The organism is Leisingera sp. S2M4, from assembly GCF_055398055.1.
In genome coordinates, this window is record NZ_AP040862.1 from 324,485 (window position 1) to 340,278 (window position 15,794).

The window sequence follows — 15,794 nt, forward strand, 5'->3', positions numbered from 1 at the left end:
CCTTACTCCAGTCCAAATGGTTTATCGATGCCGGTCAGCACGGCCACCAGATCTGCAACCAGTTGCAGCAGCAAGAGACCGAAGCCGACGGGGATCGAGAGATAGGGAATCCAAAGGCGCACACCCCAGACGGTGTCCGACCGCCAGCCGCGCTCCCAGGCGAAATGCCAGTATTCAAAGCCGTACCACAGCATGACTGCGGTGATTGCGATCGACAGCATCGCCGTCAGAACCGCCAGTACAAACCGGGCGCGTGGTGCCAACGACAGCGGGATCAGATCGACGTTCACATGGCCGCGCAGCCGCTGCACGTAGGGCAGACCGACCAGGGTTGCGGCAATGACCAGATAGATCACGGCTTCGGTCTGCCAGATGGTGGACCCGTTCAGGACGAATCGCACCACGATCATCTGGCAGGTGATGGCAACCGCTGCAACGATCATCGCAGCGGCACACCAGCCCGCAAGGGTCGACAGCGCCGCAGCGAGACGCAGAAAGGAGTTGTTGCCGGATCGGGCAATGGCGGCATTGCTATGGCTGGCCATCAGCATCTCCCGTAGTTGAAAGGTAACAAAGGGCGGAGCGGCTCGAGGGCCACTCCGCAGGCAGTCGATCGAGGGGGATCACTCGACCGCCAATGCAAGGTCCAGCAGCTTTTGCCCGTCTGCCACCTCTTCGACAAACTTCTTGTAGGAGGTTTCCATTGCCAGCTGACGCCAGGCCTCGAAATCCTCGGCAGACATCTCGGCAATCTCGACACCAGCCTCGGCGAACACCTCGGCCGAAGCGGCGTCCTGTTTCTTGGCTTCTTCCAGGTAATAGGCCTGCGCCTTTTCAGCGGCGGCGCGCAGCGCATTCTGCTGATCCTCGGTCAGACCGTCGAAGGTGCTCTTGTTCATCAGCAACGGCTGGTACATGAACCAAAGGGCGACGTCGCCTGCGGGGGTGTAGCAGCTGACCTGCTCGTAGATCCGGTAGGATACGAAAGACGAGGACGATGTGTTGGCCGCCTGTAAAACGCCGGTCTGCATCGCGTTGTAGATTTCCGACGACGCCATCGAGGCAATCGACGCCCCGGCCCCGGCCAGCATCTGCTCAAACGACTTGCCGGCGGCGCGGGTTTGCAGCCCTTCCACATCCTCTGGCTTGGTGATGCACTTATCCTTGCCGGCGAAACCGCCGGCGAGGTAGCCATGGACCAGAACCATGACGTCATCTTCGGCCATCTTCTCTTCCAGCGCATCCATGAAAGGCGAGTCGCTGAGGCGCGCCGCATGGTCGTGATTCTTCACCAGCCCCGGCATCAGCGTCAGGTTATAGGCGGGCTGCTGGCCGCCGGCGTAGGAGAGCGGCAGCACCGTCATGTCCAGCTGGCCGCGGCTCAGCGGCTTGTACTGCTCGCGCGGCTTGAACAGAGATTTCGAGCCGAAAATCTTTATGCTTAGATCCACATTGGCAGCTTCGACTTCATCCGCGACGATCTGGGCGACCTTGTGGCGCACGTCATTGTTCGACCATTGATGCGACAGGCGCAGCTCGGTTGCATTTGCCAGGCTGCCTGCCGCAGCCAGCGCCATCCCGGCCACCGCGGCCTTGAGAACAGATTTCATGTTTTCCTCCCTGAATGCCTCCTGGCGAACCAGAAGATGCAAGACGGTAGGCGCGTGGTGTTTATCATGTCAACATTTTTGTATACAAGAATAGTGTTCTTGAATTTAATATCGGCGCCGGATAGATCTTGTTCATGGAACAACGCCGCGCCGACAACATCGCCGAACAGCTGGAAGAGCTGATTTTCAACGGAACTTTCTCCAACGGTGACCGGTTGGATGAGGTGCGCTTAGCCGAGCAATTCGGCGTGTCCCGCACGCCGCTGCGGGAAGCCTTCCAACGGCTTGCCCTCTCTGGCCTGGTTGAATTGATTCCCCGCCGCGGCGCTTTTGTCCGCCAGCCCGGCCCGGTTGAGCTGATGGAAATGTTCGAAGTGATGGCAGAACTGGAAGCAGTCTGCGGTCGCCTCGCCGCCCTTCGAATTTCCGACGACGCGCTGGAGGAATTGCGCGACGCCAACGCCAAGTGTCAGGCCGCTGTAGATAATCGGGATGCGGATAACTACTACATTGAAAACGAACGCTTTCACATGATCATCTACCAGCAGTCAGGCAACAGCTTCCTTGCCCAGGAGGCCGCCAAACTGCATAAACGCCTGAAGCCGTTTCGCCGTCAGCAACTTCGCTTCCGAGGCCGAATGGCGCAGTCCATGGCTGAGCATGAGCTGGTCGTCCAGGCCCTGGAACGGGGAACGGCTGACCAGGCCGCCGATACGTTGCGAGGCCATGTGGCGGTACAGGGGGAGAAGTTTCATCAGCTGATGGCAACGCTGAAAACGGAAGCCGAATAGACGGCTTCCCAAGACGCACACCCACGCGCCTTCTTGGCTGATCGGAGCGCGTTCAGGTTTCGACCGACGCCCGAAAACCCTGCTTGCAGGGCGGGCAACATTGCCGCTTTCGTCGACCATCCTCAAACGTGATTTTCAGGCCATCGCAATGGCAGGATTGCCGATGCCAGTTTCGCAGGCGCAGAAACGACAAGATTGTTGCCGGATATATTTTAATCTTGAAATATCTATGCGAGCCTGCGTAGGCTCTTCCTCAGGGCTGGCACAAGATCAGCCGCAGGGATGCGGGTTACCGCTTGGCTTGGCTTATGTCACCGCCGCGGTATTGTCGCAATCATTGCACAACTGTTCCGGCCACCCGCCGGTCATATCGTGGGAGGACAAGACGTTATGAAATCAATTCGCAAACTGGCGATGGCCGCGGCAATTCCGGCGCTGGCAGCGGCGGGCGCCACCGGCGCGCTGGCGGACACAAAGATCGGAATGATCACAACCCTGTCCGGCGGCGGCGCGGGCCTTGGCGTGGATGTGCGCGACGGCTTCATGCTGGCGATCGAACAAGACGGTCGCGAGGGTGTCGAAGTGGTGATCGAAGACGATCAGCGCAAACCAGATATCGCGGTACAGATCGCCGACCGCATGATCCAGTCCGAGAAGGTCGACATCATGACCGGCATCATCTGGTCAAACCTGGCGATGGCGGTGATCCCGGCGGCGACCGCGCAGGGCGTGTTCTACCTGTCGCCCAATGCCGGCCCCTCCGCCTTGGCGGGCAAGCGCTGTCATGAAAATTATTTCAACGTGGCCTGGCAGAACGACAACCTGCACGAGGCTGCGGGCGCCTATGCCAATGACGCGGGCCTGAAGAACAGCTTTATCCTGGCGCCGAACTACCCTGCGGGCCAGGACGCGCTGACCGGCTACAAGCGCATGTACAAGGGCGAGCTGGCAGGCGAGATCTACACCAAGCTGGGCCAGACCGACTATGCGGCGGAAATTGCGCAGATCCGGGCTTCGGGCGCGGATTCCGTCTATTTCTTCCTGCCCGGCGGCATGGGGATTTCTTTCCTGAAGCAATACGCGGGCAGCGGTGTGGACCTGCCGGTGGTGGGGCCTGCGTTCTCGTTCGATCAGGGCATCCTGCAGGCGGTGGGCGACGCAGCACTGGGGGTCAAGAACACCTCGCAGTGGAGCAAGGATCTGGACAATGAGGCCAATGTCGAGTTCGTGGCGGCCTTCCAGGAGAAATACGGCCGTCTGCCGTCGCTTTATGCCAGCCAGGGGTTTGACACCGCCAACCTGATCCTCAGCGCGCTGGACAAGGCCGAAGTGTCCGATCAGGACGCCTTTCGTGCGGCGCTGAAGGAAGCGGATTTCGCCTCTGTGCGCGGTGACTTCAAATTCGGCGACAACCACCACCCGGTGCAGAACATCTATGTGCGCGAGGTGATCAAGGAGGGCGACGTCTACACCAACAAAATCGTCGCCACCGGCCTTGAAAACCACGCCGACGCCTACGCGGCTGAGTGCAAGATGTAAGACAGACCAACGGGCGCAGGCTCCATGCGGGTCTGCGCCGCTGGCCTCACTTCCCCTCGGACAATCAAGATGACGTATATTCTAGTTCTGGAGCAGATCCTGAACGGGCTTCAGTTTGGCGTGATGCTGTTCCTGATGGCAGCCGGGCTGACGCTGGTGTTCGGGGTGATGGGGCTCATCAACCTCGCCCATGGATCGCTGTATATGGTCGGCGCCTTTGCCGCCGCGGCGGTGGCGGGCTGGACGGGATCGTTCCTGCTGGCACTGATTGCCAGCCTTGCCGCGGCCGCGGCGGCCGGCGCGCTGATGGAACTGGTGGTGATCCGGCGGCTGTACCGGCGCGACCATCTGGACCAGGTGCTGGCGACATTCGCGCTGATCCTGATCTTCTCCGAAGGCACGCGCTGGCTGTTCGGCTCTTTCCCGCTGTTTCTGGACGTACCCGCCTATCTGTCGGGGCCGGTCAGTCTGCCGGGCGGGATTGAATACCCGCTGTACCGGCTGACCATCATCCTGATCGGGCTGGCGATTGCGGCGGGGCTGTTTCTGCTGATTGCCAAGACCCGCATCGGCATCCAGATCCGCGCTGGCGAGGCCGACCGCGAGATGATTGCCGCGCTTGGCGTTGATATCTCGAAACTTTACACGCTGGTCTTTGCCCTGGGCGCAGCGCTGGCCGGGCTGGCAGGCGCGCTGGTGGGCGCGATCCAGTCGGTACAGGTGGGCATGGGCGAGCCGGTGCTGATCCTCGCCTTCGTGGTGATCGTCATCGGCGGCATCGGCTCGATCAAGGGGGCGCTGGCAGGCGCACTTCTGGTGGGGCTGACGGATACGCTGGGCGGCGTATTCCTGCCGCAGCTGTTTGCCCTGTTCATGGAGCCCGCCAGCGCGGCCTCTGCCGGGGCGTCACTGGCGTCGATGCTGATTTACATTCTGATGGCGGCGATCCTGTTGGTGCGCCCCTCGGGCCTGTACGGAGGGAGCGCATGATGACGCGCGAAAGTCTTCTCAACTGGGCGATGATCGCGGCTCTGCTGATCGTGCCGCTGGCGGCGTGGAGCCTGGACGAGCCGTTCATCATCACGCTGGCCACCAAGGCGGCGATCCTGGCGCTGGCCGGGGTTGGGCTGAACATCGCGCTGGGGCTGGGCGGGCTGATCAGCCTCGGCCATGCGGCGTTTTTCGGGATCGGCGGTTATGCCATGGGCATTCTGGCGGCCCATGCGCAGAATTATGAGCCGCTGTTCGAATGGCCATTCCCGTTCGAGGGCAGCAACCAGATGCCGCTGATCTGGCTGGTGGCGGTTGTGCTCAGCGCACTTGCGGCGCTGGTGATTGGCGCGCTGTCCTTGCGCACCTCGGGTGTCTATTTCATCATGATCACCCTCGCCTTCGGGCAGATGCTGTACTACTTCGCGATCAGCTGGAGCGCCTATGGCGGCGAAGACGGCCTGTCCATCTGGGTGCGCAATGAATTCCCCGGGCTGAATACGCTGGACCCGATCCAGTTCTTCGCCATTGCCTATGTGATCCTGTGCCTGGCGCTGTTCTTTGCCGCGCGGCTGGCGGCCTCGCCCTTTGGGCTGGCGCTGGCGGCGGCGCGCCAGAACGCGGACCGGGTCGAGGCCGTCGGGCTGACACCGTTCAAGCTGCGGCTGGTGGCCTTTGTGATCTCGGGGGCGATTACCGGGCTGGCGGGGGCGCTGTTTGCGGATCTGAACCGCTTTGTCAGCCCCACCATGCTGAGCTGGCACACCAGCGGCGAGATCATGATCTTTGTGATCCTTGGCGGCGTGGGTCGCTTGTACGGCCCGGTCGCGGGTGCCGCGCTGTATATCCTGCTGGAGCATCTTCTGGGCGGGATCAGCGATTACTGGCAGATCTTCCTGGGCGTTCTTCTGCTGCTGATCGTGCTGTTTGCCCGCGGCGGACTGATCGGGGCCATTGCCGGACGGGAGAAAGCGCATGGCTGAGGTGGTGCTGAGAACCGAGAACCTGTGCAAGAGCTTTGGCGCGCTGAAGGCCAGCAGCGATGTCTCGCTGGATTTGCGGGCGGGCGAAATCCACGCGCTGATCGGTCCGAACGGGGCCGGAAAGTCGACTCTGATCAAGCAGATCGCCGGTAACTTCCGACCCGACAGTGGCCGGGTGGAACTGCTGGGGCGTGATGTGACGGCCCTGGACACGGTGGCGCGGGCGCGGATGGGGCTGGGGCGGACATTCCAGATCTCAGCGCTGGCGATGGAATACACGGTGCTACAGAACGCAGTCTTGGGCGCGCTCGGCGGGCAGGGGCGGGTGTTCCGCTTTTTCCGCAACGTGATGAAGGACCCGGCGCTGCTGGCGGTTGCCCGCGACGCGCTGGAGCGAGTCGGGCTGGCGGATGCCGCCGACCGCCGGACCGCAGATCTGTCACACGGCCAGCGCCGCCAGCTGGAGGTTGCGGTGGCACTGACGCTGAAGCCGAAGCTGTTCTTGATGGATGAGCCGATGGCGGGGCTTGGCGCCGACGGGTCCCACCGGCTGACGGGGTTCCTCGACGGGCTGCGGCAGGAGGCGCCGATCCTGCTGGTCGAGCATGACATGGACGCAGTCTTTGCGCTGGCGGACCGGATCAGCGTGCTGGTCTACGGCCAGATCATCGCCACCGGCACCGCGGCGGAAATCCGCGCCAACGCCGAAGTGCGCCGCGCCTATCTGGGAGAGGAGGACGCCGCATGAGCCTGCTGCAATTACAAGGGGTTGAAGCCTCCTACGGTCCAGCACAGGCGCTGTTCGGCGTCGATCTGGAGATTGGCGAGGGCGAGGTTGTGGCGCTGATGGGCCGCAACGGCATGGGTAAATCCACCACCATCAAGACGATCTGCGGCATGCTGGCGGCAAGCGCAGGCAGCTTGCAATTCGACGGGCATGATCTGCGCGCGCTGCCCTCACATAAAATTGCCCGGCTGGGCATCGGGTTGGTGCCGGAGGGGCGGCGCTGCTTCGCACCGCTGACAGTGGAGGAAAACCTGACCGCCGCCGCCCGCCCCGGCCCCTGGGACATGCAGCGGGTGGCAGAACTGTTTCCCCGGCTGGAGGAGCGACGCCACCAGACAGCAGGGTCGCTGTCGGGCGGCGAGCAGCAAATGCTGACCATCGGCCGCGCGCTGATGACCAACCCGCGCCTGCTGATCCTTGATGAGGCAACGGAGGGTCTGGCACCCGTGGTGCGACAGGAGATCTGGGCCGCCATCGCACGGCTGAAGGCGGACACCGGCCTTGCCATTCTTGTGGTCGACAAATCCCTGCGCGAACTGTCGGCTGTTGCCGATCACGCGGTGATCCTCAACCGCGGCTGCAACGTTTGGACCGGCAAGATCAGCGCATTGGAGGCAGAACAGGCGGATCGCTACCTCGGTGTCTGACCCCACGCGAACATAAGAAAAAACAGGCAACTTTCCTGCGGGAAAGTTGCCTGTTTGGTTGCTTCAGACGACTATGCTTACCAGGAGGTCAGCACGGTGCCCTGATATTTCTCTTCGATGAATGCCTTGATCTCAGGGCTGTGATAGGCGTCGATCAGCGGCTGGACCCAAGGCGCTTCTTGATCGCCGTCGCGCACCACGATGATGTTGACATAGGGGTTGTCCGCGCTTTCCACGGCAATCGCATCCTCTTTCGGGTTCAGGCCCGAAGCGATCGCGTAGTTCGTGTTGATCAGCGCAGCGTCCAGGTCTGCCAGCGAGCGCGGCAGCTGTGCCGCGTCCAGTTCACGGAAGCGGATGTCCCTGGGGTTGTCGGTCACATCAAGCACGGTCGGAACCAGGCCAGTGCCTTCGGCCAGTTTGATCAGACCCAGCTGTTGCAGCACCAGCAGCGCGCGCCCGCCATTGGTCGGATCGTTCGGGATCCCCATGGAGCCGCCTTCGGGGAAATTGTCCAGCGACGTGATCTTGTCAGAATAGACACCCATCGGCGTGGTGATGGTGGTCGCCACCGGCACCAGCGCAAAACCGCGGTCCTTAACCTGGTTGTCCAGATAGGGCTTGTGCTGGAACGAGTTGGCCTGAATGTCGCCATCGGCGAGCGCCTGGTTCGGCACCACGTAGTCAGAAAATTCGACCACGTCGATATTCAGGCCCATGGGCTCAGCGATCTTTGCCACCTCTTCCATGATCTCGGCGTGTTCACCCGGCGAAACGCCAACCTTGATGTCCGCGGCTGTCGCCATGCCAGCGATCATTGCGAGGGCGGAAACGAGCGGAAACAAACGTTTCATGAAGACTTTCCTTCCGTTTGGCAGCCTGTGCTGCATGTTGTCAGATCAGCGGCCGCGATTGCGCGGCGCGCGCTTGTCGACCAGCCTGGCCAGCCCCTCACCCAGGGACTGCACAAGCTGGACCAGAACGATGAGAATGACGACCACCGCCAGCATGACCTCGGGCATGAAGCGCTGGTATCCGTACCGAATGCCCAGATCCCCGAGCCCTTCACCACCGACGGCGCCGACCATGGCCGAATAGCCGATCAGGCTGACCACGGCGAGCGTCAGGCCCAGCGTGATACCGGGAAGAGCCTCGGGGATCAGGACCTTTCGGATGATCTGGAACGGCGTGGCCCCCATGGCGCGCGCCGCTTCGATCAACCCGCTGTCCACCTCGCGGATCGCATTTTCCACCAGTCGCGCGATAAAGGGCGCGGCGGCGATGGTCAGCGGCACGATGGCAGCCGTGGTCCCGATCGAGGTCCCCGCGATCATTCGGGTGAAGGGAATGATCGCCACCACCAGAATGATGAACGGAACCGAACGCGCGGCGTTGACCACCAGTCCCAACACCTTGTTCACCAGCGGCGAGGACAGCAGCTCTCCGCGCTGCGAGACCGCGAGATAGACGCCGATGGGCAGGCCCACCAGCGTGCCCAGCAGACCGGAGATCGCGACCATGTACAACGTCTGCAAGGTCGCTTCGATCAGCATATTGATCAGATTAGCCGACATAGCCCAAAACCTCCGTAAGCAGGTTATGACGTTCCAGATAGGCGCGGGCCTCGGGGCCACGGTCTGCCTCGACCGAAACCAAGAGATTGCCAAATGGGTGCGGGCCGATCTCTTCGACCGCTCCGGCGAGGATGTTAACGGGGATGCCCAGCTCGGACGTCAGCTTGGCCAGCATCGGATCGGTGGCATGACGCCCGGCAAAAGTGATGCGGATCACCTCTTCGCTGTGCCCATGCGGCCGTTCCGCCTTGAGACGGTGCGAAACAAAACTGGGCAGGGTGATGCCGGTTATGCCAGAGAGGAAAGATCGTGTCGTCGGATGTTTCGGGTCCGCAAATACATCGTAGGTCGTGCCTGCCTCGACAATCCGCCCCCCATCGATCACCGCCACATGGCTGGCAATGTCGCGCACAACCGCCATCTCGTGCGTGATGAGCAGGATCGTCAAGCCGAGGTCTCGGTTGATATCGGCCAGCAGCTTCAGAACCGTTTGGGTGGTTTCAGGGTCCAACGCCGAGGTGGCTTCGTCCGACAGCAGAACCTTGGGTTTCGTAGCCAGCGCTCGCGCGATCCCAACGCGCTGTTTTTGACCGCCCGACAGCTCCGCCGGGTAGCGTCCACTCAGCTGTTCCAGACCAACTCGGGCGATGAGGTCATCAACACGCGGCTTGATTTCTGCACTCGGCAGGCCAGCGATTTCGAGTGGCAGGGCAACGTTGCCATAGACCGTACGCGAACTCAGCAGATTGAAATGCTGAAAGATCATGCCGACATCACGCCGAATACGTCGCAGCTCTGCGGCCCCCGCCCGACCTACGTCGTTCCCGGCAACGGTGACGGTGCCGGAGGTCGGCTGTTCCAGGCCGTTGACCATACGCAGCAGCGTAGATTTGCCAGCGCCGGAGCGTCCGATAATCCCGGTGATCGTGCCCGCAGGCACGTCAAGGTTCACGCCCTCAAGCGCTTTGACCTGGCCTGTGCCCTTCTTGTAAAAGGACTTCTCCAGGTTCTCGAAGGTGATTGCGGCACCCGATGTCTGTCTGTCGGCCATCCGAGTCTCTCGTATTCGTGCGGCCTCCTCCCAACGGCGCGGTAAACCGGATATACCGGCCAGACGCAAGCCCCACCGTCGACAGAAGCGTCATTCAAGATTGCCGACACGATACTACCGTTCACGCCGCAACTGCGTGAACTCCGGCGCATTCACCTGACGGTGGTGGCAGCATCGCAAACAGTCGGCGTTGCAACCGACAGCCCAACATGAAACATTCATCACGCCACCCCGTTTCCTACTGGCATGCCCCCGGCATCGCCTGCGGCCAATACGCTTCGAGGCGGCACTTTCGGGCATCGTCGCCGCCAGCAGCCTCAAAGGAGCAACAGCCCCATGCCCCAGCCTTCCGGCACCGCGTTGACCCTGCTCGAGATCCTCGCCTTCACCTTCATCTTTGTGATTGGCCTGGGTTTGCTGACCCTGGTGGTGCTTTACATCCGCGACAAGACCCAGACGGACAGCACCCTGCGCCGGAACTACCCCGTGCTTGCGCGTTTCCGCTATCTGTTTGAACATCTGGGGGAATTTTTTCGCCAATACTTCTTCGCCCTTGACCGGGAGGAGATGCCTTTCAACCGGGCCGAGCGGTCTTGGGTCTACCGTGCCGCCAAGAATGTAGACTCCACGGTGGCCTTTGGCTCCACCCGCGACCTGCGCCCGGCCGGTACCGTCTATTTCGTCAACAGTGCCTTCCCTGACCTCGCCCAAAACAGCGCTGCATCGCCTTTGACGTTCGGCCCTTACAGCCGTCACCCCTACAGCACCGATGCGGTCTTTTGCATCTCGGGTATGAGTTTCGGTGCCATTTCCGTTCCCGCCGTGCGCGCCCTGTCACGCGGCGCGAAACAGGCCGGTATCTGGCTCAATACCGGTGAAGGCGGTCTGTCCCCGTACCATCTGGAGGGCGGCTGTGACCTCGTTTTCCAGATCGGCACCGGTAAATTTGGCGTGCGGGATCTTGCTGGCGGCTTTGATGACGACAAGCTGCGGGCGGTGGCGTCTCACGAAACTGTGCGCATGTTCGAGTTGAAACTCTCCCAAGGCGCCAAGCCCGGCAAGGGCGGCATCCTGCCCGGCGCCAAGGTCACCCCCGAAATCGCTGCGATCCGTGGTATTCCCGAAGGGCTTGACGCGATCAGCCCCAACCGACACCCGGAGGCCGCCGATGTGGCCGGACTGTTGGACATGATCGCCCATATTCGCGAAACAACGGGAAAGCCTACCGGCCTTAAGACAGTGATCGGCAGTCCAGAGTTCCTACGCACGCTGTGCCAGGAAATTCAGACACGCGGTGTCGAAAGTGCCCCTGATTTCATCACCATAGACAGCGCTGACGGCGGCACTGGCGCCGCGCCGATGAGCCTTATCGACAACATGGGCATGCCCCTGCGTGAAAGCCTGCCGCTGGCGGTCGACGTGCTGGTCACATACGGGTTGCGCGACCGCATCAAGATTTGCGCCAGCGGCAAGCTGATCAACCCGTCGGAAGTGGCCTGGGCCTATTGCGCAGGTGCCGACATGGTGGTTTCGGCGCGGGGGTTCATGTTTGCGCTTGGCTGCATCCAGGCCCTGCAGTGCAACAAGAACACCTGCCCCACCGGTATCACCACCCATGATCCGCGGCTGCAATACGGGCTGGAACCCGCCAGCAAATCGGTCCGCGTGGCACAATATGCGCAAAACATGTCCAAGGAGCTGGACATCATCGCCCACAGTTGCGGCGTCGAAGGCCCTCGGCAGCTGTGTCGTGAACACGCACGGATCGTGCTGGACACGGGCCGATCAATTTCGATGGCCGAGCTGTTTCCGGCACCAAAGCCGCTAGCCGCCCCGGCCACCGGAAATCACTGAACCCGCCCAAGGGCAGGCAGGCGACCCTGGCCGCCTCCTGCCCCGCAACGTCACTCGTAGGCACCTGCGGAATAGGTGAGTTCGTAGCTGTGACTGTACAGCTCGAAAACAATGCCGAAGGGGTCTTCGACATAGACCATACGGTAGGGTTTCTTGCCCGGAAAATATTCCCGCACCGGCATGCGTTGACGCCCACCCGCCGCGACGATGCGCTCGACGAGCCCCTCAACATCCGGGTCCTGGATGGCAAAGTGAAACGTGCCGTGACGACGGTGGTCCAGATTGTTCTCCGGCGCGTAGTTCTCAGGAAATTCAAAGAGTTCTATGCCGATGCCGTCCGCGGTCGCGAGATGCGCGATCCTGAGGGACCCCCAACCCGGGCCAAAAACATCGGTGCACATCATGCCGATTGCACTGTCGTCCTCAACTGCCTCAGACGGCTGCATCACGACGTAAAAGCCAAGGACCTCGGAGTAGAATTTGACCGCCGCCTCCAGATCCGGGACGGACAGGCCGATATGAGAAAACGTTCGGGGTGTCGGGGTCATTCGATGATCTCCATTTGCGTTTCGTAACGCTGAGGTAGACACCGCGCTGCCATATGTGAAATTATCATTCAGAATAGAAATAATAACGGTTCGCTTTCATCCTGATGCTGAATGCCACCTGGCTCAACACGTTCACCACCCTCTGTGAAACCGGGCATTTCACCCGCACCGCAGCCCGGCTGAACATGACCCAGCCGGGCGTTTCACAACACCTGCGAAAGCTGGAGCTTCAGCTCGGCCAGGCTTTGATCACTCAGCAGGGCAAGAGTTTCACCCTCACCCCGGCGGGCGAGGCCGTGTTTGCCCTCGGCCTGTCACGGCGGGAAGAGGAAAAGGCGCTGCGCGAAGCAATCGAAACCGACAACAAGGACGCAGGCGACGTGCGCATCGCCTGCTCCGGTAGCTTCGCCATGCTGCTGTACCCAAAGCTATTGCCCTGGATGCAGCAGGCCCCCGAGTTGTCCATTCACCTTCAGGCCGCGCCGCAATCGGACATTCTGAATGGATTGCTGGACGCACGTTTTGATCTCGGCATACTCGGGGCGGACCCGGGGCACGCGCGGCTGGACGCAGTGCAGCTGGGGCGCGAGGAGCTTTGCCTGCTTTTGCCCGCCGACGCCGCAGACACACCGCCAAGCTTTGCCGATCTCGACGCGCGTGGCTTCATCGCGCACCCCGATGGATTTGCCTACGCCGACGACCTTTTGCATCGCAACTTTCCCGACGCCTATCCCGGCTCGGACAGGATCAAGGTGCGCGGCTACGTAAACCAGATCGGACAAATTCCGTCACCAGTCGCCCAAGGGATTGGATACACCTTGTTGCCCCGAAGCGGTGTAGAAGCGTTTGGGCAGAAGGACCGCCTCAAAGTGGTCCAGTTGCCGGAGCGGCGCTGGCACGAGCTCTGGCTGGCGACCCGACGCGGCCGCACCCTGTCGGCCCGCGTGTCACACGCCGCCGATCTGATCCTCGCCGCGGCCGCTGCCGTGCGATAACGTCGCCGAATGATCTCAGATCGACTGCGTTTCGGCCTCGGCCGGTTCTGCCCGAAAGGGTTGCAGACTTTCAGCAAACGCCTCGAGGAAGTCCAGCGCCAACAGCGACCGACTGCCTGACACCGGCCGCAAGATCGACAGCCGATGATTGATCTCCGGCTCGAAGGGCACGATGGCAATGCCCTGGCCGCGGTACTGCTCCGCATCCAGCGCGCTGACCACCGTCGCCCCCTGCCCCTGGCTGACGATGATGCAAGCGGTCGAGAACTGCCGCACCTCGATCCAGCTGTTCATCTCTACCCCGGTTTCGGAAAACGCCCGCAGGAGCTTGCGGAAAAACGGGCTGTCCCGGCGGGTGTGGATCAGCTTGCGATCGGCCAGATCCAGCGGGGTCACCGCGTCCCGGTTGGCAAGCGGATCGCCCTCGGGCACCACACAAACCGTACGAATCGGCACGTCCATGCTTTCCACCGCCGGGTGGGTGGCAAACTCATCTGTTATGCCACAGTCGTATTGTTCGCCGATGATCCACTCGAGAATCCGCTCTGGCCGGTCCGGCTCCAGCGTCAGCCGCACGCCAGGGCGATGCTCCAGAAACCCCGCGAGCAACTTCGGCAGCAAGGCCGTGGCGAACCCCGGCAAGCAGGCAATACGCAGATGGCCCGCCGTGCGCTCGGTCAAGTCGCGGTTGAGTTCCTCGAGATGGTGCAGACTATCGAACACCCGCCCCACTTCCGATAGCAGATAGCGGGCCTCGGAGGTGGGAATCAGGATTCCGTCCTTTCGAGTGAACAGATCCACCGCCACTGATTTTGAAAAATCGGAAAGAAGCCGACTGGCCGCCGGCTGCGAAATACCAAGGGATTCCGCAGCTCGGGTGACCGATCCGGTGCGGGCGACGGCCTGAAAGGCCTCTAGCTGGCGGAGACTGAATTTCAAAGGCTTAGCCACGCTTAACAGGGATTTTCACGCCCATACATAACATCATGTTATGAAATTTGTCAAAAAACTTTTGCTTGAATTATTTGCTGACTCGCTCAAAACCTAGGCGCAGAGCCAACCTTGGGAGTACAGCTCATGTCCATCAAATCTATTCTCAGCGCCTCGGCGGTCGTGGCCGTTGCTGGTAGCACCGCATTTGCAGAAACCGAAATTCAGTGGTGGCACGCCATGGGCGGCACCAACGGCGAACGGGTCAACAAGATCGCCGAAGATTTCAACGCCAGCCAGGATGAGTACAAGGTCGTACCCGTCTACAAAGGCAACTATACCGAGACCATGACCGCGGCAATCGCGGCCTTCCGTGCCAAGGAACACCCCGAGATCGTACAGGTCTTCGAGGTTGGCACTGCCACCATGATGGCTGCCAAGGGCGCCGTCTACCCGGTCGAACAGCTGATGAAGGACGCAGGCGAGCCGTTCGACGGTGACGCCTTCCTGCCCGCCGTGGTCTCTTACTACGAGACCCCCGAAGGCGAGCTGCTGTCGATGCCCTTCAACAGCTCCACTCCGGTCCTGTGGTACAACAAGGACGCGCTGGATGCCGCTGGCGCCGACGTGCCCACCACTTGGGAAGAGGTCCGCACCGCTTCGCAGAAGCTGGTCGACAACGGCATGAAATGCGGCGTCTCCTTTGGCTACCAATCCTGGGTGATGATCGAGAACTTCTCCGCTTGGCACAACCTGCCGTCCGGCACCAAGGAAAACGGCTTTGGCGGTTTTGACACCGAGCTGACCTTCAACAACGACAAGGTCGCTGCGCGTCTGGACGACATTGCCGACATGGGCAAGGAAGGTCTGTTCGTTTACGGTGGCCGTCGCGGCGACAGCCTGCCGATGTTCACCAATGGCGACTGCGGCATGTGGATGAACTCCTCCGCCTACTACGGCTCGATTTCGGAGCAGGCGGATTTCGAGTTCGGCCAGACCATGCTGCCGCTGGACACCAAGATCGCGGACGCCCCGCAGAACTCCATCATCGGTGGTGCAACCCTGTGGGTGCTGGCCGGTCACGACGAGGAAGAATACAAGGGCACGGCCAAGTTCCTGAGCTACCTGTCGTCGCCCGAAGTACAGGCCTGGTGGCATCAGGAGACCGGCTATGTGCCGATCACAACCGCCGCTTACGAGCTGTCCAAGGAGCAGGGCTTCTATGAAAAGAACCCCGGCACCGATACTGCCATCAAGCAGCTGAGCCTGAACACCCCCACCGCCAACAGCCGCGGCATCCGCTACGGTAACTTCGTGCAGATCCGCGACGTGATCAACGAAGAGCTGGAAGCACTGTGGGGCGGCGAGAAGACGGCAAAGGAAGCACTGGATGCAGCCGTGGAACGCGGCAACGACCTGCTGCGTCGCTTTGAACGTTCGGCCAAGTAATCCATCCTGACGACCCGGCCCTGCCGCTCCCAATCACGGGCGGCAG

Annotated in this window: 16 protein-coding genes; 9 read left to right on the forward strand and 7 right to left on the reverse strand. The window is 61.5% G+C overall.

Annotated features, from left to right (window positions below; genetic code table 11):
- Positions 1-2: 2 nt before the first annotated feature.
- The gene (locus tag ACZ52D_RS17775; RefSeq protein WP_464443180.1) at positions 3-545 is read right to left on the reverse strand and encodes a TRAP transporter small permease; all 543 of its coding nucleotides are present in this window, start codon (positions 543-545) and stop codon (positions 3-5) included.
- Positions 546-623: 78 nt separating this feature from the next.
- Complete coding sequence (dctP, locus tag ACZ52D_RS17780) at positions 624-1,610, reverse strand: TRAP transporter substrate-binding protein DctP (protein ID WP_464443181.1); 987 nt, start codon at positions 1,608-1,610, stop codon at positions 624-626.
- 134 nt (positions 1,611-1,744) lie between these two features.
- Here dctP and ACZ52D_RS17785 point away from each other — a divergent pair, with 134 nt between their 5' ends.
- The 6 genes from ACZ52D_RS17785 to ACZ52D_RS17810 all read left to right on the forward strand — a co-directional run bounded on the left by ACZ52D_RS17785 (position 1,745) and on the right by ACZ52D_RS17810 (position 7,347).
- On the forward strand, positions 1,745-2,401 hold the full coding sequence (locus ACZ52D_RS17785; RefSeq protein WP_464443182.1) for a GntR family transcriptional regulator: 657 nt from the start codon (positions 1,745-1,747) through the stop codon (positions 2,399-2,401).
- Between the two features lie 390 nt (positions 2,402-2,791).
- Positions 2,792-3,940, forward strand: coding sequence for an ABC transporter substrate-binding protein (locus ACZ52D_RS17790; protein ID WP_222455511.1), 1,149 nt, complete (start codon positions 2,792-2,794; stop codon positions 3,938-3,940).
- Positions 3,941-4,009: 69 nt separating this feature from the next.
- The gene (locus ACZ52D_RS17795) at positions 4,010-4,930 is read left to right on the forward strand and encodes a branched-chain amino acid ABC transporter permease (protein WP_464443183.1); all 921 of its coding nucleotides are present in this window, start codon (positions 4,010-4,012) and stop codon (positions 4,928-4,930) included.
- Positions 4,930-5,913 carry a branched-chain amino acid ABC transporter permease gene (locus tag ACZ52D_RS17800; RefSeq protein ID WP_464443184.1) on the forward strand — a complete coding sequence of 328 codons (984 nt, stop codon included), beginning with the start codon at positions 4,930-4,932 and terminating at the stop codon, positions 5,911-5,913. Before ACZ52D_RS17795 ends, ACZ52D_RS17800 begins: the two co-directional genes overlap by 1 nt.
- The gene (locus ACZ52D_RS17805; RefSeq protein ID WP_222455508.1) at positions 5,906-6,661 is read left to right on the forward strand and encodes an ABC transporter ATP-binding protein; all 756 of its coding nucleotides are present in this window, start codon (positions 5,906-5,908) and stop codon (positions 6,659-6,661) included. Before ACZ52D_RS17800 ends, ACZ52D_RS17805 begins: the two co-directional genes overlap by 8 nt.
- A complete protein-coding gene (locus tag ACZ52D_RS17810) occupies positions 6,658-7,347 on the forward strand; it encodes an ABC transporter ATP-binding protein (RefSeq protein WP_417473724.1) in 690 nt (229 codons plus the stop codon). The genes ACZ52D_RS17805 and ACZ52D_RS17810 overlap by 4 nt, the downstream gene beginning before the upstream one ends.
- 77 nt (positions 7,348-7,424) lie before the next feature.
- On the opposite strand, the gene ACZ52D_RS17815 is transcribed toward ACZ52D_RS17810, so the two are convergent.
- From ACZ52D_RS17815 to ACZ52D_RS17825, 3 genes are read right to left on the reverse strand one after another with little or no spacing between them, the layout of a single operon-like run.
- Positions 7,425-8,201: a MetQ/NlpA family ABC transporter substrate-binding protein gene (locus ACZ52D_RS17815; protein WP_464443185.1), complete on the reverse strand. Its 777-nt coding sequence runs from the start codon at positions 8,199-8,201 to the stop codon at positions 7,425-7,427.
- Between the two features lie 45 nt (positions 8,202-8,246).
- Entirely contained in the window at positions 8,247-8,921 is a 675-nt protein-coding gene (locus ACZ52D_RS17820; protein WP_464443186.1) for a methionine ABC transporter permease, read from the reverse strand.
- Positions 8,911-9,972, reverse strand: a complete 1,062-nt coding sequence (locus tag ACZ52D_RS17825; RefSeq protein WP_464443187.1) for a methionine ABC transporter ATP-binding protein — start codon at positions 9,970-9,972, stop codon at positions 8,911-8,913. The genes ACZ52D_RS17820 and ACZ52D_RS17825 overlap by 11 nt, the downstream gene beginning before the upstream one ends.
- Positions 9,973-10,308: 336 nt before the next feature.
- Here ACZ52D_RS17825 and ACZ52D_RS17830 point away from each other — a divergent pair, with 336 nt between their 5' ends.
- Complete coding sequence (locus tag ACZ52D_RS17830; RefSeq protein ID WP_464443188.1) at positions 10,309-11,826, forward strand: FMN-binding glutamate synthase family protein; 1,518 nt, start codon at positions 10,309-10,311, stop codon at positions 11,824-11,826.
- A 50-nt stretch (positions 11,827-11,876) separates the two neighbouring features.
- Here the strand turns inward: ACZ52D_RS17830 and ACZ52D_RS17835 are convergent, their stop codons facing one another.
- Positions 11,877-12,374 (reverse strand): lactoylglutathione lyase family protein, encoded by a 498-nt coding sequence (locus ACZ52D_RS17835; RefSeq protein ID WP_222455502.1) that lies wholly within the window; start codon positions 12,372-12,374, stop codon positions 11,877-11,879.
- Positions 12,375-12,478: 104 nt separating this feature from the next.
- Between ACZ52D_RS17835 and ACZ52D_RS17840 the strand changes: the two genes are divergently transcribed.
- Entirely contained in the window at positions 12,479-13,369 is an 891-nt protein-coding gene (locus tag ACZ52D_RS17840) for a LysR family transcriptional regulator (RefSeq protein WP_464443189.1), read from the forward strand.
- A gap of 15 nt (positions 13,370-13,384) precedes the next feature.
- On the opposite strand, the gene ACZ52D_RS17845 is transcribed toward ACZ52D_RS17840, so the two are convergent.
- Positions 13,385-14,308: a LysR substrate-binding domain-containing protein gene (locus ACZ52D_RS17845; protein ID WP_464443190.1), complete on the reverse strand. Its 924-nt coding sequence runs from the start codon at positions 14,306-14,308 to the stop codon at positions 13,385-13,387.
- Between the two features lie 138 nt (positions 14,309-14,446).
- On the opposite strand from ACZ52D_RS17845, the gene ugpB reads away from it, so the two are divergent.
- Positions 14,447-15,748 carry a sn-glycerol-3-phosphate ABC transporter substrate-binding protein UgpB gene (ugpB, locus tag ACZ52D_RS17850; protein WP_464443191.1) on the forward strand — a complete coding sequence of 434 codons (1,302 nt, stop codon included), beginning with the start codon at positions 14,447-14,449 and terminating at the stop codon, positions 15,746-15,748.
- The last annotated feature ends 46 nt before the right edge of the window (positions 15,749-15,794 follow it).